Genomic DNA, 26,407 nt, shown 5'->3' on the forward strand with positions numbered 1-26,407 from the left:
CTCAAATTTTTCAATCAGGCAACTCAACGATCTTCCGGCCACTGGGCTCCTGCACGCGCCATCATCGCAAACGATGCTGTCGGTCCCCAGCTGCCTGCCATGTAAGGTTTAGGCTGAGATGAACTGCTTTGCCAGTGGTGCAGCAGCGGCTCGACCCAGCGCCAGGCCGCTTCTTGTTCGTCGCGCCGCACGAACAAGGACAAATTTCCACGAATTGCATCGAGCAACAAACGCTCATATGCTTCTGCCCGGCGCTGCTTGAAAGCCTGGTCGAACGCCAGGTCAAGCGCTACCGGCTGTACCGTCATGCCATCGCCAGGCTGTTTTGCCAGGCAATGCAGTTGAATCGATTCGTCCGGCTGCAGGCGGATCACCAGGCGGTTGCTGCTGCCCCCGGCCTGCCCGCCCGGCATCGGCAAAATGGCATGCGGGATAGGCCGGAAGGTGATCACGATTTCTGCCGTGCGCTGCGCCAGGCGTTTGCCAGTGCGCAAGAAGAACGGCACACCGGCCCAACGCCAGTTATTGATTTCTGCATGCAGCGCGACGAAGGTTTCCGTATGCGATTGGGCGGCGACTCCAGGTTCTTGCTGATAACCAGCAACCGATTGCCCGTCGACCGCGCCCGACACATACTGGCCGCGCACTGCTTTAAGCTCCATGTCTTCCGGGGAAAACGGCTTCAATGCGCGCAATACACGTAACTTTTCGTCACGCACAGCATCCGCATCCAGCGACGTCGGCGGTTCCATCGCCACCATGCACAATAATTGCAGCAAATGGTTTTGCACCATGTCGCGCATGGCGCCGGTAGCGTCATAAAACTCACCGCGACCCTCAACGCCCAACTGCTCGGCAATCGTCAGCTGCACGTGCGCTACCGACTCGCGTCGCCATAGCGGCTCAAACAAGGAGTTGGCAAAACGCAAAGCCAACAGGTTTTGCACTGCCTCCTTGCCCAGATAATGATCTATACGATAAATCTGGTCTTCGGCAAACACGCGGGCTACCGCATCGTTGATCGCCCGCGAGGACAGCAAATCATGGCCGAGCGGCTTCTCCAGCACCAGCCGCGCCTGCGACAGATCGATATCGCTGGCGGCAAGATTGGCGCAGATCGGCTCGAACAACGATGGCGAAGTCGCCAGATAAAACACCGATACCGCTTTGCTGGCTGCCAGCGTCTGTGCCAGTAACCGATAACCGGCGCGGTCCAGCAGATCCAGCGGCAGATAAGTGATGCGCGCCAGAAAACTTTGCCAGAGCGCCTCGTCCTGCGCACCTGCCAGCCCGCTTTTCACATAGGGGATAGCGCTCTTGCTGACCCAGGCCAGGTAATCCTCCTGGCTGAAATCCTGCTTGGCGACACAGATGATGCGGCCGTCCTGATGCAACTTCCCTTCCCGATGGGCAACAAACAACGCAGGAAGAATCTTCCGCATCGATAAGTCGCCGGTCGCTCCGAAAAGCGTAAAAGTAAAAGGAATATGTGGTTGCATCAAAATTTTTGTAATAAATAAAAAACTTATATTGCAATATTAATGTAGCATTACTACAATTACAAGCGGCGAAAAGAGTAATTCAGGTATATTTGCAGGAAAATTCAAGATCGCATGTAGTTTTACTAGTTTTTGACATGATACACATGGACAGTGAATTGCGCAGGACTCAGGTGATGTGCAAGGATAGTGTCCTACGGCAATGAATCGCCAATGTGTGTGTGTAGAGGTTTGAAGTGAGAGTAAGAAAGTAGTGCCTTTAGTACCTACCATTTAGTACCTACCATTCAGGTAATTAAGTATTCATCGTAAGCATTCATCGCAAACACAACTGAACCAGGAGACAAGAATGAAACTGAGTCGAATAATAAAATCGGTATTCGCAACTACAGCGCTGCTGTCCAGCGCCGCCGCAGTTCACGCGGCAGAAGTAGAAGTGCTGCATTACTGGACTTCAGGCGGCGAAGCCAAATCGGTCGCCGAGTTGAAAAAAATCATGGAAGCCAAGGGCGTGACCTGGAAAGATTTTGCGGTTGCCGGCGGCGCTGGTGAAAACGCAACTACCGCACTGAAAGCCCGCGTCATCGCCGGCAGCCCTCCGACAGCGGCGCAGATCAAAGGCCCGTCGATCCAGGAATGGGGTCAAGAAGGCGTGCTGGCCAATATCGATGCGGCAGCTACTGCAGGAAAATGGGATTCGCTGTTGCCTAAGGTCGTCTCCAACACCATGAAGTACCAAGGCCACTATGTAGCAGCGCCGGTCAACGTGCATCGCGTCAACTGGCTCTGGATCAATCCTGAAGTCCTGAAAAAAGCCGGCGCCAAAACGCCAACTACCTGGCCTGAGTTTTTTGAGGCTGCAGACAAGATCCAGAAAGCCGGCTTCATCGCTGTCGCCCACGGCGGCCAGCCTTGGCAAGATGCGACGGTATTTGAAACCGTTGCGCTGGGCGTAGGCGGCGCCGATTTCTATAACAAGGCTCTGGTCAAGCTCGATCCGGCAACCCTGACCGGCCCGACCATGATCAAGACCTTCGATACCCTGGGCAAGATCAAGGGTTATATCGACAAGAACGCAGCAGGCCGCGACTGGAACCTGGCGACCGCGATGGTCATCAACGGCAAGGCCGGCATGCAATTCATGGGCGACTGGGCTAAAGGCGAATTTACCGCTGCCGGCAAAGTACCAGGCAAGGACTTCCTGTGCGTAGCAGCACCCGGCACCGACAAGTCGTACACCTACAACATCGATTCGATCGCCATGTTCAAGGTCAAGAATCCTGATTCGCAAAAAGCTCAGCTGACACTGGCAACCGCCATCATGAGCCCTGAGTTCCAGGAAATCTTCAATTTGAACAAGGGTTCGATCCCTGTGCGTCCTGATATCCCACGCACAAAATTCGACAGCTGCGCCATCAAGTCGATGGACGACATGGCTGCGTCCAGCAAAGCCGGCACGCTGGAGCCAAGCATGGCGCATGGCATGGCAGTCAATTCTGCGGTGCAAGGTGCTATTCTTGACGTGGTTTCCAAGTTCATGAATTCGAACATGACCTCGCAAGCTGCAGTACAGGCCCTGGCAAAAGCGGCAAAGACGCAATAAGTGTAATTGCTTGAGTGTTGTTGATATATTTTAATTAAATATCATTTACATATCATTTGTTCAATAGCGTAATAAGAGCAGGGGCCGAAGCGAGTAAGATCGTCTTCGGCGCCCGCCGCGCATGAAGGCATAGCAGCGCCACTGCCGCTATGCTTTACTTCTAGCGCCGGCTCTGATCCTGCTTCAGGAGACTTGCATGTCCGATCACACCCTCCCCTATACAGCTGCCGCTGTCGGGAGTTCAAGCAACACGCCCAAGCAGCAAGGGCGCATTGCGGCAATCGCCGATGCCTGGTTACCGCGCATCGTACTGTCGCCTACAATCATCCTGTCACTGGTTTTTGTCTATGGCTTCATTGGCGTCACCGCCTGGCTGTCGTTCACCAATTCACGGATGCTGCCGAACTACGAAATTTCCGGCTTCAATCAATATGTCACGCTGTTCGGCCTGGATCGCTGGTGGGTTGCTGCCGCCAACCTGGGCATTTTCGGCGGCCTGTTCATTCTGTTCTGCCTGGCCATCGGCCTCATCATGGCGATCTTCCTGGACCAGCAAATCCGCGGCGAAGGTGCATTGCGCGCGATCTACCTGTATCCGATGGCGCTCTCGTTCATCGTTACCGGCGCCGCCTGGAAGTGGATTCTGAATCCAGGCCTCGGCCTGGAAAAAATGATGCACGACTGGGGCTTCGCCAACTTCCATTTCGACTGGCTGGTGAATTCCGATTTTTCGATCTATACGGTGGTGATTGCCGGCGTCTGGCAATCTTCCGGATTCGTGATGGCCTTGTTCCTGGCCGGCCTGCGCGGCATTGACGACAGCATCATCAAAGCGGCCATGGTCGACGGCGCCAGTTTGCCGACCATCTATCGACGTATCGTGATTCCGGCGCTGCGGCCGGTGTTCTTCAGCGTGTTGCTGGTACTGGCCCATATCGCCATCAAGAGCTTTGACCTGGTCATGGCGCTGACCGCGGGCGGCCCCGGAACCTCTTCCGACCTGCCGGCAATTTTCATGTATCAATTCTCCTTCTCGCGCGGTCAGCTTGGCGTAGGTGCAGCCTCGGCCATGATGATGCTGGCAACCGTACTCGCAGTGCTGGTGCCCATGATGTACCTGGAAACCAAAGGAGCGCGCAATGGCCGCTAACAGCACCAGCAACACTATCTACAACGAAAACAGCAAGCTCAGCGTCGGCCGCGTAGTGATTTACGCCTTGCTGGTTTTGGTTGCACTGTACTATCTGGCGCCGCTGTACGTGATGTTGAGCACCTCGGTGAAAACCCTGGACGAAATCCGTTCCGGCAATTTGCTGTCGCTGCCGATGGCGCCGACCGGCGCAGCCTGGAGCAAGGCATGGAGCACCGCGTGTACCGGCGTCGACTGTAACGGCCTGGAACCGTTCTTCTGGAACTCGATCAAGATATCGGTCCCGGCCGTCTTGATTTCTACCCTGGTCGGTTCGCTTAACGGCTACGTGCTGGCGCACTGGCGCTTCCGCGGTTCGGAAATCCTGTTCACTGCCTTGATGGTGGGCTGCTTCATTCCATTCCAGGTAGTGATCTTGCCGATGGCGCGCCTGCTGGGCACCGTCAACCTGGCCAACACCACAACCGGCCTGGTATTTGTCCATATCGTCTACGGTATCGCCTTTACCACCCTGTTCTTCCGCAATTACTACGTGACGGTACCGGAAGAGCTAGTCAAGGCGGCGCGGATCGATGGCGCGGGCTTCTTCATGACCTATCGAAAAATCATTTTCCCGTTGTCGCTGCCGATTTTCATGGTCTGCTTCATCTGGCAATTCACGCAAATCTGGAACGACTTCCTGTTCGGCGTGGTGTTCGGCGGCTCCGACGCCAAACCGGTCACGGTGGCGCTGAACAACCTGGTGAATACCTCTACCGGCGTCACCGAATACAACGTCAACATGGCGGCGGCGATCATTGCCGCATTGCCGACCTTGGTGGTGTATCTGCTGGCTGGTAAATACTTTGTGCGCGGCCTGACTGCTGGTGCGGTCAAGGGTTGAGAATAAAATTTAAGGAATGATTTAATAATGGCAAGCTTATCAATTCGCAATGTGCGCAAGGTTTACCCGAACGGCAATGAAGTCCTCAAAGGCATCGACCTTGAAATCGAAGACGGCCAGTTTCTGATCCTGGTCGGCGGCTCCGGCTGCGGCAAATCAACCCTGCTGAACATGATTGCCGGACTCGAAACGGTGTCCGAGGGACAGATCATGATCGGCGACCGCTGCGTCAACGATGTGCCGCCCAAAGAGCGCGACATCGCCATGGTGTTCCAGTCCTATGCCCTGTATCCGACCATGACGGTGCGTGAGAACATTTCGTTTGGCCTGGGCATCCGCAAGGTACCGAAAGCGGAACAAAAGCAGATCGTCGAACGTGTCGCCACCACGCTGCAAATCACGCACCTGCTGGATCGCAAGCCGGCGCTGTTGTCCGGCGGACAGCGGCAACGCGTCGCCATGGGCCGCGCGATCGCACGCGATCCATCGCTGTTCCTGTTCGATGAACCGCTGTCCAACCTGGATGCCAAGCTGCGGGTCGAGATGCGTGCGGAAATCAAGCTGATGCATCAGCGCCTGGGCAGCACCATCGTGTATGTCACGCATGACCAGATTGAAGCGATGACCCTAGGCGACCGTATCGCCGTGATGAAAGACGGCGTGGTGCAGCAGTTCGGTAGTCCGCAAGAGATCTATGACAACCCTAGCAACCTGTTCGTAGCTGGTTTCATCGGCTCGCCGTCGATGAATTTCATGCGCGGCAACCTGGTGGCGAATGGCCATGGTCCTGCATTCGAACTCGAGCATGCTGGGCAGAAAACCCTGCTGCCACTGGCGCCGGCGCAAGCGCAAGATCCGAAAATCGCTTCCTGGATCGGCCGCGAGATCATCCTTGGCATCCGCCCGGAACACGTCACAGATGCTTTAAGCGCACGCGGTTCGGAATCGCATGACAGCAACGGCAACTATCATCCGACCGAAGTCAGCTGCACAGTGGAGCTGACTGAACCTACCGGCCCGGATACGCTGGTGTTTACCAACTTCAATAACGCCCGCGTAACTTGCCGTACGCATCCGCGTGCCGCGGCTAAGCCTAAGGATAAGATGCAACTGGCGTTCGACCTTTCGAAGGCGGTTCTGTTTGATGCCGAGACTGAGGATCGGATTCGCTGAAGGTGGGAGAGGCAGAGCTGCGATGCAGACCGGTGACACAGATCCGCCAGATCAGAATATAAGGTAATACTGATCTGGCCACTGTTCATCGGTCCATCTGTGTTGGGCAGGCATAAATTGCGTAGAATGGCAGGAAAGTGTTTCGCTGTCGTTCCGCGCTGTAATTCCGACTAACAGTTCTGTTTTTCTATGCTGCCATGAACCAACTCGAACAACTCAAGCAATTCACCACCATCGTTGCCGATACCGGCGACTTTCAGTCCATCCAGGCGTTTGCGCCGCGCGACGCCACCACCAATCCGTCGCTGATCCTGAAAGCGGTGCAGAAGCCGGAATACCAGCCGTTGCTGAGCCAGACCGTGAAGGCGCACAGCCAGCAATCGACTACCGACATCATCGATCATCTGCTGATCACATTCGGCAAAGAGATCCTGAAAATCATCCCGGGCCGGGTTTCAACCGAAACCGATGCGCGCCTGTCGTTCAATACCCAAGGCACCATCGATAAAGGGCACGCCCTGATCAAGCTGTATGAAGCCGCCGGCATAGACCGTGAACGGGTGCTGATCAAGATCGCCTCTACCTGGGAAGGCATTCGCGCTGCCGAAGTACTGCAAAAGGCCGGTATCCATTGCAACCTGACCTTGTTATTTTCATTGCCACAAGCGATTGCCTGCGCCGAAGCTAACGTGCAGCTGATCTCGCCATTCGTCGGCCGTATCTACGACTGGTACAAGAAATCCAGCGGCCAGGATTACACCGGCGCCGACGATCCAGGCGTGCAGTCGGTCAAACAGATCTACAGCTATTTCCGCAAATACGGCTACGCCACCGAAGTCATGGGCGCCAGCTTCCGCAATACCTCGCAAATCGTCGAACTGGCCGGTTGCGACCTGCTCACCATCAGTCCCGACCTGCTGCAGAAACTGGCGGAAAGCGACGCTCCGGTCAGCCGCAAGCTGAGTCCGGAAGCTGCGCAACTAAGCACTCAGGAAAAAATCGACATGGACGAAATCACGTTCCGCACCATGTTGAACGACGACGCAATGGCGACAGAAAAACTGGCGGAAGGAATACGCCAGTTCAGCGCCGACGCAGTCAAGCTGGAAAAAATGGTAGACGCTTTGCGTTGATGATCGCCTGCGCAAGCCGGCACATCGCTGCAATGTTATAAAAAAATGGCCTCAATGTGAATTGGGGCCATTTTTTTGTTTGCTTACTTATTTGCTTACTTAGTGTCTACTTGAACACCACCGTCTTGTGCCCGTTGAGCAAAATCCTGTGCTCGATAAACCACTTCACCGCCCTCGCCAGCACCACGCATTCAACGTCGCGCCCGATGGCAGTCAAGGTCTCAGGTTCCATCGCGTGATCAACCCGTGCTACGTCCTGTTCGATGATCGGACCTTCATCCAGATCGCCGGTGACAAAATGGGCTGTGGCGCCGATCAGCTTCACGCCGCGATCATGCGCCTGATAGTAAGGTTTGGCGCCTTTGAAACTAGGCAGGAAGGAATGATGGATATTGATTGCCCGCCCCGTCAGCGCAGTGCACATGGCAGGCGACAGGATTTGCATATAACGCGCCAACACCACCAGATCGATATTATTGGCCTCCACAATTTCCATCACCCGCGCTTCCTGCGCCTGTTTGGCTGCAGCTGAAGCGCCCGCGGCGAGCGGCAGATGGTGGAACGGAATGTTATAGCTGGCGGCCAGCTGATAAAAATCGGTGTGATTCGAAACGATCGCCGAAATTTCTACCGGCAGCAAGCCGCTTTTGTAGCGGAATAGCAGATCATTCAGGCAATGGCCGATTTTCGACACCATCAGCATCATGCGCGGCTTCTTGTGCGCATCATGCAATTGCCAATGCATTTGCATGGTATCGCCGAGAGTAGAAAATTCTGCCCTCAGGCGCTCATCGGTAATCGTTGCATCCTCGGAGGAGAAATGCACGCGCATGAAAAACAATGCGGACTGGGCATCGCCAAACTGGGCTGAATCGATGATATTGCAACCGTGGTCCGCCAGGAAGCCGGAGACGCGATGGACGATTCCGCGCTGATCGAGGCAAGATAAGGTGAGTATGTATTCTGGATAGCTCATGATTTTGTGTGAGGCGGGAAGCGCTTTAGCGGTGAGCCAAAAGCGCTATTGTCGCATGCCTGCCTGCACATGACAAAAAAACCAGGGTGGCTTTGACGCCACCCTGGTTAATTGGGTACAAACAGCTACGTATCTACGTATGAGCACGCCACGCGCGACAAGTTACTCCCGGCCGCTTACGGTCGGATAAGTTACTAGCCCTGCGCTGCTGTATAGGCAAGGCCGGTCAGCCTGGAGGCTGACCTGACGTTGTTAACCTTATGCTACGGCAGTAACCGCAGCCGGCTTGACGCTGGCTGGGCTGCTGGTGCCAACTTGCACTTCACCAGTCAGTTGGCCGCCTTCTTCGATGACAACCTTGCCATAACGGATTTTGCCGGAAACCTTGCCGGTCGAATAAATCACCAGCTTTTCACGAACAGTCAGGTCGCCATCGAATTCGCCGTAGATTTCGGCCAGGTCGATTTCAGCCGAACCCTTGAATGCGCCTTTTTCGGCGATATGGATGACGCGCGAATTCATTGTCGCTTCAACCCGGCCTTCTACCACCAAGGTGTCGCAATCGGTAATTTCAACGCCCTTGAGCTTGATGTTCGGACCGACGATCAGTTTGCTGCCGACTTCATTGGTGCTGGACGCCGAGTGATTGACTGGAGTGCTCACAGGATTGCTAGCCTTTGGAATGTTCGAAGTACTGCCGGAAGTCAGGTTGCTGCTGGCACTGAATGGTGAATTAGGTGTTGGTGTTTCGCGCTTGCCGCCGAAAAATGTATCTGATTTAAGCATGGGATCTCCTGAATGGTGTTGCGTGCACTAATGGGCCAGCGCTGTCACATAAAAAATGAAAATAAGATAAGCAAATACCGAATTAGACAAGGTATAAGACTGAGGTCTCCAGCTTTCGAGAAGATCGTCCGCAAAAAGTTCATGCCTAAAATCATTAATTTGTAACTGTCGCTCAGATGCGGCAACTGGAAAAATCGATTCCATTAGCTTTTGATTATCAATCATTTATCTTCTTCGCGTACGATAAATAATCACAAGACAAGCATAAGCACGCGCTTGATATTTCTATGACAATGCCGGCATGCGCTCAACCGGCAAACCTGTGGCGGCAATGCGTTACAATCTTGGAATCCGTTTCCGTTATCAAGAAAAAAATGCGCCAATACCTAGATCTCATGCGTCATGTGCAACAACATGGCACCGTCAAGACCGACCGCACCGGCACCGGCACCCGCTCGGTATTCGGCTACCAGATGCGTTTCAATCTGCAAGACGGCTTTCCCTTGCTGACGACTAAAAAACTGCATCTGCGATCGATCATCCATGAGCTGATCTGGTTTCTGGCCGGCTCTACCAATATCCAGTATTTAAAAGACAATGACGTAAAAATCTGGGACGAATGGGCCGATGCCGACGGCAACCTGGGGCCGATCTATGGCTATCAATGGCGCTCCTGGCCAACCCCGGCTGGCGAACATATCGACCAGATCAAGCAAGTGGTTGAACAAATCAAGAACAATCCGGATTCGCGGCGGCTGATCGTCTCGGCCTGGAATGTGGCCGATATCCCGCAGATGAAACTGCCGCCCTGCCACGCCTTCTTCCAGTTTTATGTCGCCGACGGCAAGCTGTCTTGCCAGTTGTACCAGCGTAGCGCGGATATTTTCCTTGGGGTGCCGTTTAACATCGCCTCCTATGCATTGCTGACGCATATGATGGCGCAGCAATGCGGACTTGAGGTGGGCGATTTTATCTGGACCGGCGGCGATTGCCATTTGTATTCCAACCACACGGCGCAAGTCGAAGAGCAGTTGTCACGCACGCCGGGCCCGCTGCCGCGTTTGGAAATCAAGCGCCATCCGGAGTCGATTTTCGATTATCGTTTTGAGGATTTTGATATCGTCGATTATCATCCGCAGGCGCACATCAAGGCGCCGGTGGCTGTGTAGGCTTCCAGAAATCGGGGCTCGCCATTCGTTGCGAATCGACGACTTAGTGATCTGGGGTCGGAGTCAACTTTCGCAGGTTTTATCGCGAAATTTGACTCCGACCTCACATCACGGCTTCGGAGAAAGGCAGTTCACTTTTCGCAGGTTTGTTTCTTTGCGTTTTGACTGCTTCTGCTCCGTGGTCCACTAAGCGGGGTCAGAGTGAAGTTTCGGCGGTGAATCATGCCGAAAGTTCACTCTGACCCCGGTTAGTTCTGGCTGCTCGTCGCGTGGACCGTAAAAACCATTCAAGAAGCCGATATTTCTATTTTACCTTTACACACCCTACGTATCAGCTGCCTCGTGTTGGCTCTACAACAGGTTTGGCGGCGGGCACATCCTGCCAGCCGCCGCCCAGGGCCTTGTATAGCGACACGGTGGCTTTCAGGCGCTTCAGCTTGATCTGGCCGAGTTCATTCTGCACTTCCGACAACGAGCGCTGTGTATCCAGTACCGTCATCAAATCCTCGGCGCCGACGCGATAACGGATTTCGGAAAGGTCGAAAGCAAAACGCGCCTGCTCCATTTCCGTAATTTTCAGCTGGCGTTGTTCATCCAGGCTGCGGATTTGCCCCAACGCAGTGTCGACTTCTGACAGCGCGGCAATCACGGTCGAACGATAGATCTGCACCAGCTCCTGCTTCTGCGCGATCGCCAGGTCACGTGCGCTGCTGAGGCGGCCGGCGTCGAAAATCGGCGCGACCAGTCCGGCGCCCAGGTTGGCCAGCATGTTAGGCCCGTTAAACAGCGACAGTAAAGCATTGCTTTGACCGCCGGCCGAACCGGTCAGACGGATGCTGGGAAACAAGGCGGCGCGCGCTGCCGCAACGTTGGCGTTGGCTGCTGCCAGCTCTGCTTCGGCATGACGGATATCCGGGCGGCGTGACAACAGTTCCGACGGTAATCCGGGAGTTACCTGCGGCAGTAAAATGTTGGCGAGTCCTGGTTCGTTGACAGTAAAAGTCTGAGGCGGCCGCCCCAACAATATCGCCAGCGCTGTCTGCGCTTCACGTTCCTGCTGCTTCAGATCGGGAATCACGGCCTTCTGCCCGGCCACCGCCGAGCGCTGCCGCGCCAGATCCAGCGGCGATGCCGAGCCGGCGCGACTTTGCGCCGCTACCAGTTTCAGTACGCGCTCTGCATTGTCGACGTTTTTCTGTGCGATTTCGATGCGGTCGCGCAGCGACAGCACCTGCAGATAAGTCGATACGATGCCGCTGGTGACGGTCAACGCCACCGTTTCCCGGTCATAGCGATTCGCTTGCAAAGACGCTTCGGCGGCGGCCAGCCCTGCTCTGTTTTTACCCCAGAAGTCAACTTCGTAGCCAATTTCAACCAAGCCGCTGGTAGAAGTAACAGCACTACCGCTAGAGGCCAGCGGCAGTGCGCGATTAACGCTGGTTGAAAAATCCGCGTTCGGCAGCAACGGCGCGCCGGCAATCCGTGCTTGCGCCTCTGCTTGCCGCACGCGCGATATGGCAGCGGCAATTTCCAGGTTGCTGGCCTGCCCTTGTGTCACCAACAGGCTCAATTCGTCGCTGCCAAACAGCTTCCACCAACTGCTGTCGGGCCAGTCCTGCTCACCGTTGTTGGCGGACAGATCCCAGCTCTGGGGAATCTCGACGCTGGGAGTCGCTTCCCGGATCTCCATCTGGTTTGCACATGCTGTCAACAACAGCAATGCGCTTGCACAAGCGGCAGCGACGGGCCAGCGGCGGCGAGAGAAATAATTCATTTGCAGTTCCCTCAATGCGCTTTAGGTACCGATGCAGCCGGTGACGGCGTGGCATTTTTTATCGCCGGCGCGGGCATCGGGGCCGCTGCAGGGATCGGGGGCGCCGCAGGGACAACTACCTGCTCGCCGGGCTCCAGTCCCGCCAAAACTTGCGCCACCTGATCATTGCGAATGCCGATTTTTATCTTGCGCGGACTGGCTTGCGGGTTGGCTGTCGGATTAGCGCCAGCTACACTCACCACGTAGCTGCCATCGGCTTCCGGCTTACCCAACAATTTCACCGGCAATATCACAGCATCGTGCGCCTGGGCCAGCACAAAGCGCACTTGCGTGCTCATGCCGCTCATCAGTTCTTCTTGCGGATTATCGACCTCAAACAAGACATTGTAAAAAGTCTGCTTGCCTTGTTCGCCCGAGCCATCGGCTGGTACCGGGATCACCTGCCGCAATTTGCCAGACCAGCGCTTGCCGGGATAGCCGGGAGTAGTGAAATACGCCGTCATCCCTTTGTGTAGCAGCGGCACGTCGATTTCCGCCACCCGGGCTTGCACCGTCAACCGGCTCAGGTCAGCAATACGCAACAGCGGCACCGCCGCCTGGCCCGGGCCGATCACCTGGCCGGTACGCGCTGCCACCGACACCACGGTGCCGCTAATCGGCGCCAGCACCTGGGTGTGGCTACGGGTCTCTTCGTCGTCTTTCAAGGTTGCCTCGATCTGGCGAATCTGGGCATTGATCGCCTCAACCCGGGCCGAAGCGGAATACATGCTCATGCGGCTGGATTCGTAGGATTCTTCACGCGTGGCGTTCTCCGCTTTCAACTGCGTCTGGCGTTTGTACTGCAATTCGGCAAAATCCAGCTGTGCCCGCTGGTCTGCCAACTCCGCCTGCAATCTGGCCAGTTGGGCGCGATTGCTTTCCAGTCGCGCCGACGGCAAGGTCGGCGTGATCTCGACCACCATCTTGCCGGATTTGACATCGTCGCCCACCATCACCAGCACATCCTTGATCTGCCCCGACACCTGGGCCACGACATCGCTGTATTTATGCAATTGCAATTTACCGTTGGCAAACACCGCTTGCTCGATATCGCCGCGCCGCACCACCTCGGTCTGCAAAGGGACCGGCACCGGCTTGGGTGCCGGCGGCGGTTTGTGCCAGAACGCTCTCCATACCAGGAACCCCGCTCCCAGCGCAATCAGGAGCGCCAGGATTGCGGTCAGCCAGCGCCGGCCGGAGTGGCCTGGAGTGGATGGCAAAGCAGATTTATCGGTTGATTCAACAGTCATTGGAGCAAACTCAAAGTACAAACTCAGGATTCATCAAATTTCAGTGGCAACGTACAATTTCTTGTTCGCCTTAAGCTAACACAGCCTGAGTCTCGCCCGGCAACTCATCTTCATCTATCTCTTCCCCAAGGAAGCCGCCGCTCTGATGCGCCCACAAGCGCGCGTACAGGCCGCCGCGTTCCAGCAAGCTGCGGTGATCACCCTCTTCGACGATACGGCCCTTGTCGAGTACGACCAGGCGGTCCATGGCGGCAATGGTCGACAGCCGATGGGCAATCGCCACAACTGTCTTGCCTTCCATCAGCCGGTACAGGCTGGCTTGAATCGCCGCTTCGACTTCCGAATCGAGTGCACTGGTAGCCTCATCCAACAGCAGGATCGGCGCATCTTTCAGCATCACGCGCGCGATTGCAATCCGCTGCCGCTGGCCACCGGACAGCTTGACGCCGCGCTCGCCGACATGGGCGTCGTAGCCGGTGCGGCCTTTAGGGTCGGTCAGGGTCAGGATAAATTCATGCGCCTCCGCCCGTTGCGCCGCCACCAGCATGTCAGCGTCGGTGGCGTCAGGGCGACCGTATAACAGGTTGTCGCGCACCGAGCGATGCAGCAGCGACGTATCCTGCGTCACCATGCCAACCTGCGCCCGCAAGGTGTCTTGCGTAACGTGGGCAATGTCTTGGCCGTCGATCAGTATGCGGCCTTGTTCAACGTCGTAGAAACGCAGCAGCAAGTTGACGATGGTCGATTTGCCGGCGCCGGAGCGGCCGACCAGGCCAATTTTTTCGCCGGGACGGATATGCAGGGACAACTGATCGATCACGGGCCGCTGGCCGCCATAGGCGAAACCGACGCGCTCGAAATCCACCGTACCTTGCTTCACTTGCAATGGTTTGGCATCAGCTTGATCCTGTACCGCATGCGGGCGCGACAAAGTATTGATACCGTCCTGCACCGTGCCGACCTGTTCAAACAACGAGGCAAACTCCCACATGACCCAATGCGAAATGCCGTTCAGGCGCAAAGCCATCGCCGTCGCCGCAGCCACCGCACCGATACCGACCTGGCCCTGGGTCCATAACCAGAGCGCGGCACCGGCAGTGCTCAGGATCAGCAACATGCTCAAGACGTGGTTGACGATTTCAAAACCGGTCACCAGACGCATCTGGCCGTGCACAGTCTGCAAGAATTCCTGCATCGCCGAGCGCGCGTAACCTGCTTCGCGGCCTGCATGCGAGAACAGCTTGACGGTAGCAATGTTGGTGTAGGCATCTGTGATGCGGCCCGTCATCAACGAGCGCGCATCAGCCTGGGCTTTAGCGACCTTGCTCAGTCGCGGCACGAAGTGACGCAAGGCCAGGCCGTACAACACCAGCCAGCTCAGGAACGGCACCAACATCCAGCCATTAAAGCTGCCGACCACCGCCACCATGGTGAAAAAATAAATCACCACGAAAACCAGGATATCGCACAGGATCATGCAGACATCGCGCACCGCCAGCGAGGTTTGCATGACTTTGGTCGCAACCCGGCCGGCGAACTCGTCCTGATAAAAATTCATGCTTTGATTCAGCATCAGGCGATGGAATTTCCAGCGCAACAACATCGGGAAATTTCCCGCCAGCGCTTGCTGCTTGAACATGCTTTGCAAGGCGACAACGATCGGACTTGCCAGCAATATTCCCGCCAGCAGCAGCAGATTGCCACTCTCGTGGGTCCACAAAGTCGACGGCTCGACGTGGCCCAGCCAGTCGACAATCCGTCCCATCATGGCGAACAACAAGGCTTCAAACGCACCGGTAACGGCGGTCAGCAAGGTCATGGCAATAATGTAAGGGCGCAAACCCTTGGTGCAGGCCCAGACAAACGCAAAAAAGCCGCGCGGCGGCGGCGTCATGACGGCATCCGGATATGGATGCAACAGTCTTTCGAACCATCCAAACATGGAAATACTCCAAAATAGGCAGGGCAAAAAAATGCCCAAGCCCAACAGTATATTGTAAATCTGTCAGGCGCTCGCGGGGTGGGCACGCGTGCCCACCCTACGCGATGCGTGCTTTAGTAAGTACGCTTGCCGGGCGCCGGCGGCGTCCACTGATACAACCAGGTTTCGCTCAGCGGCTGGCCGTCTGCCGCCAGATAGACCCGTATATCAATCGGTTCGACGCTGTCGTCGGTCGGTTTCAAATCGAACATCGCGCGATAACCGTGGATCACATCCAGCGGACGTGCCGAGGTGATTTCCACCTTGCCCCGCGAGACGCTGATCATCGCCTTCACCTTGGCATCCTTGCCCAGCAAAGCCAGGTCGCCGCCGGCAAAATCGATTGCAAAACGCCGTGAGTAATAAGCACGCTTCTGGCCGATCACGCCGCCCATGCCGGTGCGGGTCGCCACGACTTGCGCCAGCGGCGGTGAAAACGGCATCTTGCTGCCCCAATGCAGACGATAGGCGAACAAGCGTTCTTGCCCGGCTTGCGGCTTGTCGGCCGGATTCCAGAACGCGACGATGTTATCAAAGGTTTCATCCGCAGTAGGGATTTCCACCAATTGTATCGCGCCCTTGCCCCAGCCCGATTTCGGCTCCACCCACAAGCTTGGGCGCCGATCGTAGAACACGCCGTCATCCTGGTAGTGATCGAAATTACGGTCTCGCTGCAACAAGCCGAAACCGCGCGGGCTCTCATCCTGATAAGCATTGAAACGCAGATGCTCGGGATTGGTCAGCGGCCGCCAGATCCATTCGCCATTGCCACGCTGCATGGCCAAACCATCGGAGTCGTGGATTTCCGGACGCCAGTCGTCGCTGGCGCCGATGCGGCGATCGTTCTCACCGTACTGGAACATGCTGGTCAGCGGCGCCACGCCCATGCGTTCGATGGTCTTGCGCGGATAGAGCGCCACGTCCACATCCATCACCATGGTGGCCGACGGCTGGATTTCGAAGCGATAGGCGCCGGATACGCTAGGCGAATCGAGCAGTGCGTAGACCACCAGCTTGCTGGAATCCTTGGCCGGACGCTCCAGCCAGAAACTGGTAAACATTGGAAATTCTTCTGGCTTTTCCATACCGCAATCGATGGCCAGGCCACGTGCCGACAGGCCATACTGCCATTCGGCGCCGACGGCGCGGAAATAGCTGGCGCCCAGAAATGCGGTGATGTCGCGTTCCAGGTCGGTATGGAAATTCACCCGGAACCCGGCAAAACCAAGGTCCTTCGGCATGTGGTCGGCTTTCAGGCCGCTCTTGCCATAATTGAACATCGCAGGATCGTAAGCCAGTTCTTGTGCCTGGCCGTTCTTCACTTCGTAGATCTGTACCGGGCTCTTGAAGAACAGGCCGAGATGGAAAAACTTGGCCTGGAACCGCAGTTTCTCGTCGCCCCATAAAGCATGGCCTTCACGATAACTGATCGACTGGTATTGATCCCAGTCGAGCGCCTTGACCTCTGGCGGAATATGGTTTTCCGGTGCCTTATAAGGCTGGCTGGCGAGTTGTCTTGCATGGCCTTTCAGCCAGGCGTAATCGAAGGCTTGCGGCTGTCCCAGGAATTTCAATTGTTCTGGCGCAGCTGCGGCTGCCAGTAGCGAAGTTGCCGGGAAGCCGGCGGCAGCAAGTGCTGCCGACGCTTTTAGAAAATCACGTCGTAACATGGTGCTCCTTGATTGATTGAAACGATTGCGTGCTCAAGGCGCGGTGGCCTCTGCAGCAGCTGTAAGGGCTGTAACGCCCAACAGCGATTGCCAGCGCCGATTGGCCTGCTGCGAATCCCATATGTCGAAATGCAGCTGGGACAACGTCAAAGGATCGTCCAGCAAAGCATTTTTTTGGCGTGGCGACAGATGATCCGGCCCACCTTTCAACGCGGCCTGCAGCAGTGCCGCACGCGCCTCCAAAGTAGCTGCCGGCACCGCCGGGCGCGCGGTCACCGCCGCACACACCAGGGCATTCATGACCGGATCGATCACCGCGTCGTTAAATTTCGCCAATACTTTGCCGTTGTCGTTATAGACCGTGGTGGCTGCCAGTTCGGCCGGCAAATCGACCTCTTCCGGAATCACGAACAAACGCGCGCGGCGGAAACTGCGGCCAAGCGTAACCCGGCTGGAAAATACCGAGAGCGGAATCGACAGCATCAGCGAGCCGACGATCGGCAGCAACCACCACAGGAATCCCGGTTCCAGCCAATACACGCCGCCGCCCCACACCAGCCCCAGCAACGTATGGCCGCCATGGCGCCGCGCCGCTTCACTCCAACTGGTTTCAGCGTCTTCGCGCGGCGGCGATTTCCAGCTGATTGCCCAGCCAAGGAATGCGGCAATCACAAAGCGCGTGTGAAACAGCATGCGCACCGGCGCCAGCAGCATCGAAAACAATAGTTCCATGATCATGCTGGCAGTCAGGCGCAAGGCGCCGCCAAATTCACGCGCTCCCTTGACCCAGATCAGCACCACGCTCAACACCTTAGGCAGGAACAGCAAGGTGGCGGTAGCCGTGAACAAGGCCAAGGCGCGTTCCGGATGCCACTCGGGCCACACCGGGAACAACTGTCCGGGAGTCACAAAATATTCCGGCGCCACCAGCGTATGCACCGCCAGCAATACCGTCGACAACATCAGCGACAGGAACCACAGCGGCGCCGACAGATAAGCCATGACCCCGGTCACGAACACCGCGCGATGCACGGCATGCATGCCGCGCGCCAGGAACAGGCGGAAATTCATCAGGTTGCCCTGGCACCAGCGGCGGTCGCGCTTCAGTTCGTCGAGCAGGTTGGGCGGCATTTCCTCGTAGCTGCCGGCCAGGTCGTAGGCGATCCAGACCCCCCAGCCGGCACGGCGCATCAATGCCGCTTCGACGAAATCGTGCGACAGGATTTCACCTGCCAACGCGCCCTCGCCGGGCAGCGGCGCCAGTGCGCAATGCTCCATGAACGGCTGCAGCCGGATGATCGCGTTGTGCCCCCAGTAGTGCGATTCGCCAAGCTGCCAGTAATGCAGGCCGGCGGTAAACAACGGGCCGTATACGCGCGTCGAGAATTGCTGAATCCGCGCGTACAAGGTATCGCGGCCGGCGGCGCGTGGTGCGGTCTGGACAATCCCGGCGGTGGGATTGGCTTCCATCAAACGCACCAGAGTCGTCAGGCAGCTGCCGCTCATGACGCTGTCCGCATCAAGCACGATCATGTAGCTGTAGTTGCCGCCCCAACGGCGGCAAAAATCGTCGATATTGCCGCTCTTGCGTTTGACACGCCGCCGCCGATGCCGGTAAAAGATCCGGCCAAATCCGCCTAAGGTCTGGCACAGGCTGGCCCAGGCGTCCAGTTCGGCAGCGCAGATATCGCTATCGCCGCTATCGCTCAACACGAAGAAATCGAAACGATCCAGTTCGCCGCTGGCGACAACCGACTCGTAGGTAGCGCGCAGGCCGGCGAATACCCTGGTGACGTCCTCATTACAGATCGGCATCACGATTGCGGTCCTGGCACTGGCCGGAATCGGTCCCGGCGCCGCATCTTCGCGTGAAATCACGTAACGATCGGTGCCGCGCATCAGCACCAGAAAGCCTGCCATGGCGGTCCAGAAGCCCGCTGAAACCCAGCAAAACAACAAGGCAAACAAACCCAGCGTCACCATTTCCAGCGGCTTGTCGCCGTGATACGGTAACACTGCACTCATGAAATACGTTGCCAATGCAGTCTGCGCCAGCATCAACAGCAACAACACGATACGTCGCAGATTGCCGCGCGACTTGCTGCGATGCTGATCCTGGCTATCGGCTTCAGCCACCGGCAACGGTTCCGGCTTCGGCAGTTCGGCCGAACGCACAGCCTGGGTTGGTTTATGACGCCGCTGTTTGGTGCGCGGACGCAAGTCGAATTTCCTGTTCGCGGTTTCGATCCAGCGCACCAACGGATTCAAGGTTCCCCATGGATGGGCGACGATCGGCGTCCGCTGCAACGGCGGGGCGATGGCAATGCGGGCGCGGCCATCGGCATCGGTGCTGATCTCCGGCATTTGGTGCGATTCGATTGCGCCGGCTTGCCCTGCGGTTTGCGCAAAAGCCAGTTGCAGCCGGGCTGCAACCGATCCGTAAGCCGGATTGGCGCTAGCCAGTTCAGGTAGCACCTTTGCATCGTGATTTGCATCGCTGGCCAACACCTGATGCAAGGCCGTCATCGACGCATTGCCATTCGCCGCCAGCTGTTCAGACAAATTTGCCCGCCGCTCAGCCGATAACGGCAAGCGATCGAGATAGCGATCATAGATATCCGGCAGGCCCGCCACGGGCATCTGCTTGCGGTCTAGTTGGGCGGTAATATGTAACTCCAGGTTTCAGATAAGGTTGTGCTGCCACCACGCAGGAATCCCCGCAGTTCGACCGGCTTGTTGTCTTCGTTACGGCGCACACGCACCGTCATGCGCCAACCGCCGGTGACGTCGTTGCGGACCACCTTGGTCTCCAGCACCTTGCCATTGTCGTCGGCGCTGACCACGCCTTCAGGCTGCACCTTGTCAGACAATTTCTTGAATACCGGACCTTCAAAATCGACCACCAGGCCGATGCTGTTGTCGTCGTTCTTCTTTTGGAAACCGAAACCGCGCCGGGTCTGCGTCACCCATGACAAAGGCGGCCGTTTATCAGCATCCTTCTGCCATGACAAAGTGTATTCCAGATTGAACGGCTGGCCGACCTTGGGCGCATTTTCGGGCACCCAGAACGCCACCACGTTGTCATTGGTTTCATCCGGCGTCGGCAGCTGCACCAGCTCTACCCTGCCGCTGCCCCAGTTACCCTTGGGCTGAACCCAGGCGCTAGGCCGCTTTTCATATCTGGCGTCCAGGTCCTGGTAATCCGCAAAATTGCGGTCGCGTTGCATCAGACCGAAGCCGGCCGGGTTGCTAAGCGCATAAGAAGTCACCAACAGCCGCTTCGGATTGACCAGCGGCCGCCAGATCCATTCGCCCGTGCCCGAGGCTACCGACAAACCGTCGGAGTCGTGCACTTCAGGCCGATAATCCTCGCCTTGCGGGCGTTGGTTATCACCGTGCAGATACATACTGGTCAACGGCGCCAGCCCTAGCTTGCTGACATTTTCGCGCAGATACAGCTGGGCTTTGACATCGACCACCGTATCCACGCCCGGCTTGAGCACGAAACGATAAGCGCCGGTGATCCGGCGCGAGTTGAGCAAGGCGTAAATGGTCAGTTCCTTGTCGCTAGCTTTCGGCCGCTCGATCCAGAACTCCGTGAAACGAGGAAACTCTTCGCCCGAACTCAATCCGGTATCGATCGCCAGGCCTCTTGCAGACAATCCGTAACCCTGATCCTTGCCCAGGGCGCGGAAATAACTGGCGCCAAGAAACGACAGCGCTTCATCTTTATATTTAGGCGTATTCAGCGGGTAATGCACCCGGAATCCGGCAAAACCCAGCGAACGCAGCTTGTTCGTATCGAGTTTGTTGCCGCCATAATCGAAATCATCCGGATCGAAACGGATCTCACGCACGCTCTGGCCGTTGATCTCATTGATCTTCACCGGCTGATCGAAAGAGTACCCCTCGTGAAAGAACGCCAGTTCAAACGGTAGTTTCTGGTTGCGCCAGGTAAATTTTTCCGGACGAAAACGGATGTCCTTATATTGCTCATAATCGAGACTGCTGATTTCTTTTGGCAGATTGCTCTCTGGCTTGCTGTACGACTTCGCCGCGAGAGCTTTTGCCTGTTTGGCAACGGTATTGAAATCGAAGGCGAATGCGTTGCTGCCAACCAGTGGCAGTAACAAGGCAACCGGCAAGGCCGCCGTGCGTAACCGCGCCTGAACGGATACGGATGTACGCGATCGCGTCCGCTGAAACAAATTTAAATGCATTGGATTCCCATCTGACACTGCTGAATTGACCTGCTCGTGCGTACCTGTGCTGGCAGCATCGAGAGTAGGCGATAGTCTATCAGTGTTCTATAATTTTTTATGTCCATCGAGAAACTAGTTGGCAACACTTTTTGCTGCCGCGCGGAAACTATGCAAGGCTTGTGCCATTGCATGAAAAAAAATGCCAAACAGGCAAATCTGTAGCAGGACGGCGGCACAAAGTGAAAATGAAGAAAACCCCCTGACTTGGTTAACCCGGACTAATCATAAGTTAACTGTCCCAGATATTTAAGAGCAATGACAAGCGTACAAAGTTCCATCTAAGACTTTATAGTAATATCACCTTTTTTTACCCAAGCCTGCGAATGAGCAGGCTCACGCACCAGCGCCCATGACTTCTCGCCTCACCATTATTGTCGCGACCGACGCCCACAACGGCATCGGCATCCGCAACACCCTGCCCTGGCATTTGCCGGAGGATCTGGCGCACTTCAAACGCACAACCTCGGGCCACCCTATCATCATGGGCCGTAAAACCTTTGAATCGATAGGCCGGCCCTTGCCGCAACGACGCAATATCGTCATCACCCGCAATCCCGAATGGCGTCATGACGGCGTCGAAAGCGCGCCTTCACTGGCGGCCGCGGCGGCCATGGTTGGCGACGCCGAGGCCTTCATCATCGGCGGCGCCGAAATCTATGCCGCGGCACAGGAATTGACGCAACGCCTGATCGTTACCGAAATCAAGCACAGCTTCGATTGCGACGCTTTTTTCCCGGCGCGCGACCCGCAGCAATGGCAGGAAGTTTCGCGTGAGACCCATCATTCCGCCACCAATGGTTTCGACTATGCTTTTGTAGTGTATGAGCGCCACGCGCCTGACCTTAGCGGGCCCAATAGCTAACCCGGCCTGATGACGGAATGACATCTGTTGTTTTCTGCAGGAATTCCGTCATCTTTACCCCCTAATTCGCACATATCTGCGAAAATTCGACTTTCTTTTTTTGAGCTTTGCCTCCATCTTTGGCAATGCCTAAAGCAGCAGGCTGCATGCCCTACCCAGGCAATATCCCGGAGCGGTTTTTAACGCCGGCCGGAACAACGACTTTTTAAGCGCCATCTCGATTGGCAGCCTTGTTATCAACCACCGTCTCTTGGAGACCTTGATGAAATTCCGCTTCCCCATCGTCATTATCGACGAAGACTTCCGTTCCGAAAACACTTCCGGTCTCGGCATCCGCGCACTCGCCGATGCCATGGAGACAGAAGGCATGGAGGTATTGGGTGTAACCAGTTACGGCGACCTGTCGCAGTTCGCCCAGCAGCAATCGCGGGCATCGGCCTTTATCCTGTCGATCGACGACGAAGAATTCGGCGCCGGTTCGTTTGAAGAAACCGACCATGCGCTGAAGTCGCTGCGCGCATTCGTCGAAGAAATTCGCCACAAGAACGCCGACATCCCGATCTACCTGTACGGCGAAACCCGCACTTCGCGCCATATTCCAAACGACATCCTGCGCGAACTGCACGGCTTCATCCACATGTTTGAAGACACGCCGGAATTCGTTGCGCGGCACATCATCCGCGAAGCCAAATCGTATCTGGACGGCTTGTCGCCGCCATTCTTCCGCGCGCTGGTGCATTACGCGCAAGACGGTTCCTACTCCTGGCATTGCCCCGGACATTCGGGCGGCGTCGCCTTCCTGAAGTCGCCTATCGGCCAGATGTTCCACCAGTTCTTCGGTGAAAACATGTTGCGCGCCGACGTCTGCAACGCGGTTGAAGAACTCGGCCAGCTGCTCGACCATACCGGTCCGGTAGCCGCTTCAGAGCGCAATGCAGCGCGCATCTTCAACGCCGACCATTGCTACTTCGTCACCAACGGCACCAGCACCAGCAACAAGATGGTGTGGCACTCGACCGTAGCGCCAGGCGATATCGTGGTGGTTGACCGCAACTGCCACAAATCGATCCTGCATTCGATCATCATGACCGGCGCCATCCCGGTGTTCCTGATGCCGACCCGCAACCACCTCGGCATCATCGGCCCGATCCCGCTGGAAGAGTTCACGCTGGAAAGCATCCGCAAGAAAATCGAAGCCAATCCGTTTGCACGCGAAGCTGTCAACAAGAAACCGCGCATCCTGACCATTACACAATCGACTTACGATGGCGTGATCTATAACGTCGAAACCCTGAAGAACATGCTCGACGGCGAGATCGACACCTTGCATTTCGACGAAGCCTGGCTGCCGCATGCGACTTTCCATGATTTCTACAAAGACATGCATGCGATCGGCAAAGACCGCCCGCGCGCCAAGAAATCGATGATCTTCTCGACCCAGTCGACCCACAAATTGCTGGCCGGCCTGTCGCAGGCCTCGCAAATCCTGGTGCGCGAATCGGAAAGCGTGCAACTGGATCAGGATGCTTTCAATGAAGCCTACCTGATGCACACCTCGACATCGCCGCAATACTCGATCATCGCTTCTTGCGACGTTGCGGCGGCCATGATGGAAGCGCCTGGCGGCACGGCACTGGTTGAAGAAAGCATTCTGGAAGCGCTGGATTTCCGCCGCGCCATGAAGAAGATCGACGAAGAATGGGGCAAGGACTGGTGGTTCCAGGTCTGGGGACCGAACAGCTTTTCGGAAGATGGCATCGGCAGCCGTGAAGACTGGGTGATCCGCGCAGAAGACGACTGGCACGGTTTCGGCAACCTGGCGCCGAACTTCAACATGCTCGATCCGATCAAGGCCACCATTGTCACACCGGGCCTGTCGCTGGAAGGCAAGTTTGGCGAGAGCGGGATTCCGGCCTCCATCGTGACCAAATACCTGGCCGAGCACGGCGTTATCGTCGAGAAATGCGGCCTGTATTCGTTCTTCATCATGTTCACCATCGGCATCACCAAGGGCCGCTGGAACACGCTGCTGACCGCGCTGCAACAGTTCAAGGACGATTACGACAAGAACCAGCCGATCTGGCGCATCCTGCCTGAATTCGCTGCCGGCAATAGCGGCAAGAATGCGCGCTACGAACGGCTCGGCTTGCGCGACCTGTGCCAGCAGATCCATGAGACCTACAAGTCCTACGACGTGGCGCGCCTGACCACCGAGATGTATCTGTCCGACATGCAGCCTGCCATGAAGCCATCCGATGCGTTCGCAAAAATGGCCCACCGCGAAATCGACCGCGTGCCGATCGACCAGCTTGAAGGCCGTGTCACCTCGATCTTGCTGACGCCTTACCCGCCGGGCATTCCGCTGTTGATTCCGGGCGAACGCTTCAACAAGACTATCGTTGACTATCTGAAGTTTGCACGGGATTTCAACGAGAAATTCCCCGGCTTCGAGACCGATGTGCATGGTCTGGTGAAGCGCGAAGTGAATGGCAAGCGGGATTATTTCGTGGATTGCGTGCGGCAGTAAATTCCGCAATACGCTGACCTCACATCACGGGTTCGGAGAGAGCTAGCTCACTTATCGTCGGTTTGTTTCTTTGCGTTTTACGGCTTATGCTCCGTGGTCCACTAAGCGGGGTCAGAGTGAAGTTTCGGCGGTAAGGCATGCCGAAAGTTCACTCTGACCCCGGTTAGTTCGGCTTGTTCGTCGCAGTTGCTGTAAAACCTTGGTATTGCAATTACAGCGGCGCGAAACGCCTTGCGCCACTCTCAAGCAAGCCGTTGAACAGCTCCACAGGCCTTACCCACAAGCCGGGTGCATGTGGCCACAGGTGTTCATAGACGACCATTGCTTCTTCGGTTTCCGAATGCCTGGCGACACCGATGTAGCGGTACAAGCCACCTTTGTAATGCCGATGGGTGGCAATTTTCCGTGCGTCTTCTTCAGTCACTCAATTCTCCAAAATAGTCAGGGCGCCGCGTAAGGCTGCACTTCGGACGGCTGGCCGTCGGCTTCAAACCGCATTGCGACCGCCAGCGATGTGACACCGATGGTGCGCAGCGCGTCGTAGGTATCGTCGACTTCCACTTGCAAGTCGGCGCCGGCACTCAACGGTTTTTCCGACGAGGCCAGCAAGGCGCCGTCCTTGCCGTACAAATTCACCCGCAAGACCATTTCACCGCGCACATCGGCCGGACCGATGACGGCGTTGGCATCGAAAGATGCAACGCCGTGCTGATCGAGACCGTGGTTCAATTCAGACATCATCTGCAGTGTGAAGTATTCGGCAATGCCGCGCTCCTTGCCGCTGTGGAACAGGTCCTGGTAGAGGAAATGCAGATCGATCTCGCTGCCATCGGTGACCAGGCAGCGCTTGAGCAGCGGTGCGACTTGCTCGGTCCAGCCATGAAAACGTTCTTCCCGCGCGCTGAAGTAAGCATCGGCGCCGGCGTCGTCATCCGGCACCGTATAAAACGCGTCATCGGTCGCCTTGAGGGAAAAGCCCAGCAGGAAGCGTAACTCGACCGCATCGTCATCCGCCGCGAACTGGTTTTCCGGCCAGCCGCTGATGCTGCGTTCGATGGCATCCGTCGCTCCCAGCTTCTTGTCCGCCATGGCGCCGAATGCATCGCGATTCATTTCAAACAGATGGCTGTAACGGATGCTGTCGATTTCGTCGAGGTGGTAGGCGTGGCTGACCAGCACTACGGTCGCATCCGGCCCTTCCAGCTCAGCCTGTTTGAAGCTGGCGGACAGCGCATCGAATGCATCCTGGTCCTGGAAGCATTGCTCACGCTTGAGGCCACCGCCGACATGGGCGAAGAATGGCACCACGAACGCATTCAGTTCCAGCACCTTGCCTTCGTCGCGCCGCACCAGCAAGATTTCCGAGGCTTCTTCGACCTGCCCTTTCAGGAACTGCCAGGCATCGAGATCAGCGTACTTGGCGCGCTCGATCGCGTCATACAGGATGTCATCCTTTTTCTGCTGCAAGCTCTTCTTGATGATCTTGTGAAAATCAATACCGGCCTGCTGCAAAACGGCGCCGGCAGCAACGCCTTCGGCTTCGTCGTCATCCTGCTCGGCGAGGTCGATCGCCAGGTCGCACAACTGCTGCGTGACGGCTTCGTCTTTATCTTCAGGGGAAAGGCTGGATTTCCGTGGCGCGGGGCGCTTGTTCTTTGGCATGTCAGTTC

At 56.6% G+C, this 26,407-nt stretch carries 20 protein-coding genes; 8 read left to right on the forward strand and 12 right to left on the reverse strand.

All coding sequences use genetic code 11. From position 1 onward, the window contains the following. Window positions 1-23 precede the first annotated feature (23 nt). On the reverse strand, window positions 24-1,499 hold the full coding sequence (zwf, locus tag BM205_RS15925; protein WP_092415859.1) for a glucose-6-phosphate dehydrogenase: 1,476 nt from the start codon (window positions 1,497-1,499) through the stop codon (window positions 24-26). Between the two features lie 349 nt (window positions 1,500-1,848). Here zwf and BM205_RS15930 point away from each other — a divergent pair, with 349 nt between their 5' ends. The 5 genes from BM205_RS15930 (at window position 1,849) to tal (ending at window position 7,441) form a co-directional block, all read left to right on the forward strand. Then, window positions 1,849-3,102: an ABC transporter substrate-binding protein gene (locus BM205_RS15930; protein ID WP_092415860.1), complete on the forward strand. Its 1,254-nt coding sequence runs from the start codon at window positions 1,849-1,851 to the stop codon at window positions 3,100-3,102. Window positions 3,103-3,298: 196 nt separating this feature from the next. Beyond that, window positions 3,299-4,252, forward strand: coding sequence for a carbohydrate ABC transporter permease (locus BM205_RS15935; protein ID WP_244544911.1), 954 nt, complete (start codon window positions 3,299-3,301; stop codon window positions 4,250-4,252). Next, window positions 4,242-5,135, forward strand: coding sequence for a carbohydrate ABC transporter permease (locus tag BM205_RS15940; RefSeq protein ID WP_092415861.1), 894 nt, complete (start codon window positions 4,242-4,244; stop codon window positions 5,133-5,135). Before BM205_RS15935 ends, BM205_RS15940 begins: the two co-directional genes overlap by 11 nt. Window positions 5,136-5,162: 27 nt before the next feature. Next, on the forward strand, window positions 5,163-6,308 hold the full coding sequence (locus tag BM205_RS15945; RefSeq protein ID WP_092415862.1) for an ABC transporter ATP-binding protein: 1,146 nt from the start codon (window positions 5,163-5,165) through the stop codon (window positions 6,306-6,308). Window positions 6,309-6,505: 197 nt separating this feature from the next. Then, window positions 6,506-7,441, forward strand: a complete 936-nt coding sequence (gene tal / locus BM205_RS15950) for a transaldolase (protein WP_092415863.1) — start codon at window positions 6,506-6,508, stop codon at window positions 7,439-7,441. A gap of 106 nt (window positions 7,442-7,547) precedes the next feature. On the opposite strand, the gene purU is transcribed toward tal, so the two are convergent. The 3 genes from purU to BM205_RS15965 all read right to left on the reverse strand — a co-directional run bounded on the left by purU (window position 7,548) and on the right by BM205_RS15965 (window position 9,428). Further along, entirely contained in the window at window positions 7,548-8,417 is an 870-nt protein-coding gene (gene purU, locus BM205_RS15955) for a formyltetrahydrofolate deformylase (RefSeq protein WP_092415864.1), read from the reverse strand. 258 nt (window positions 8,418-8,675) lie between these two features. Beyond that, a complete protein-coding gene (locus tag BM205_RS15960) occupies window positions 8,676-9,203 on the reverse strand; it encodes a bactofilin family protein (RefSeq protein ID WP_092415865.1) in 528 nt (175 codons plus the stop codon). 27 nt (window positions 9,204-9,230) lie between these two features. Next, complete coding sequence (locus tag BM205_RS15965) at window positions 9,231-9,428, reverse strand: hypothetical protein (protein WP_092415866.1); 198 nt, start codon at window positions 9,426-9,428, stop codon at window positions 9,231-9,233. Window positions 9,429-9,577: 149 nt separating this feature from the next. Here BM205_RS15965 and BM205_RS15970 point away from each other — a divergent pair, with 149 nt between their 5' ends. Beyond that, complete coding sequence (locus tag BM205_RS15970; RefSeq protein WP_092415964.1) at window positions 9,578-10,372, forward strand: thymidylate synthase; 795 nt, start codon at window positions 9,578-9,580, stop codon at window positions 10,370-10,372. A gap of 331 nt (window positions 10,373-10,703) precedes the next feature. Here BM205_RS15970 and BM205_RS15975 read toward each other — a convergent pair whose 3' ends face one another. From BM205_RS15975 to BM205_RS16000, 6 genes are all read right to left on the reverse strand, one after another. Continuing rightward, complete coding sequence (locus tag BM205_RS15975) at window positions 10,704-12,146, reverse strand: efflux transporter outer membrane subunit (RefSeq protein ID WP_092415867.1); 1,443 nt, start codon at window positions 12,144-12,146, stop codon at window positions 10,704-10,706. Between the two features lie 11 nt (window positions 12,147-12,157). Continuing rightward, on the reverse strand, window positions 12,158-13,435 hold the full coding sequence (locus tag BM205_RS15980) for an efflux RND transporter periplasmic adaptor subunit (protein WP_092415868.1): 1,278 nt from the start codon (window positions 13,433-13,435) through the stop codon (window positions 12,158-12,160). 70 nt (window positions 13,436-13,505) lie between these two features. Beyond that, on the reverse strand, window positions 13,506-15,377 hold the full coding sequence (locus BM205_RS15985; RefSeq protein ID WP_092415869.1) for an ABC transporter ATP-binding protein: 1,872 nt from the start codon (window positions 15,375-15,377) through the stop codon (window positions 13,506-13,508). Window positions 15,378-15,490: 113 nt separating this feature from the next. Continuing rightward, window positions 15,491-17,086, reverse strand: a complete 1,596-nt coding sequence (locus BM205_RS15990; protein WP_092415870.1) for an OpgD/OpgG family glucan biosynthesis protein — start codon at window positions 17,084-17,086, stop codon at window positions 15,491-15,493. A 33-nt stretch (window positions 17,087-17,119) separates the two neighbouring features. Then, window positions 17,120-19,726: a glucans biosynthesis glucosyltransferase MdoH gene (gene mdoH / locus BM205_RS15995; RefSeq protein WP_092415871.1), complete on the reverse strand. Its 2,607-nt coding sequence runs from the start codon at window positions 19,724-19,726 to the stop codon at window positions 17,120-17,122. Between the two features lie 11 nt (window positions 19,727-19,737). After that, complete coding sequence (locus BM205_RS16000; protein ID WP_254783917.1) at window positions 19,738-21,306, reverse strand: glucan biosynthesis protein G; 1,569 nt, start codon at window positions 21,304-21,306, stop codon at window positions 19,738-19,740. Window positions 21,307-21,697: 391 nt separating this feature from the next. Here BM205_RS16000 and BM205_RS16005 point away from each other — a divergent pair, with 391 nt between their 5' ends. Continuing rightward, the gene (locus tag BM205_RS16005; RefSeq protein ID WP_092415873.1) at window positions 21,698-22,210 is read left to right on the forward strand and encodes a dihydrofolate reductase; all 513 of its coding nucleotides are present in this window, start codon (window positions 21,698-21,700) and stop codon (window positions 22,208-22,210) included. 262 nt (window positions 22,211-22,472) lie between these two features. Further along, window positions 22,473-24,737: an arginine/lysine/ornithine decarboxylase gene (locus BM205_RS16010; RefSeq protein ID WP_092415874.1), complete on the forward strand. Its 2,265-nt coding sequence runs from the start codon at window positions 22,473-22,475 to the stop codon at window positions 24,735-24,737. A 211-nt stretch (window positions 24,738-24,948) separates the two neighbouring features. On the opposite strand, the gene BM205_RS16015 is transcribed toward BM205_RS16010, so the two are convergent. Together BM205_RS16015 and BM205_RS16020 are read right to left on the reverse strand one after the other, a co-directional pair. Then, window positions 24,949-25,161: a DUF1653 domain-containing protein gene (locus BM205_RS16015; RefSeq protein WP_092415875.1), complete on the reverse strand. Its 213-nt coding sequence runs from the start codon at window positions 25,159-25,161 to the stop codon at window positions 24,949-24,951. A 17-nt stretch (window positions 25,162-25,178) separates the two neighbouring features. Beyond that, a complete protein-coding gene (locus BM205_RS16020) occupies window positions 25,179-26,399 on the reverse strand; it encodes a hypothetical protein (RefSeq protein ID WP_092415876.1) in 1,221 nt (406 codons plus the stop codon). Window positions 26,400-26,407 lie beyond the last annotated feature (8 nt).

Origin of the sequence: Collimonas sp. OK307, assembly GCF_900113705.1 — a bacterium.
GTDB lineage: Bacteria > Pseudomonadota > Gammaproteobacteria > Burkholderiales > Burkholderiaceae_D > Collimonas.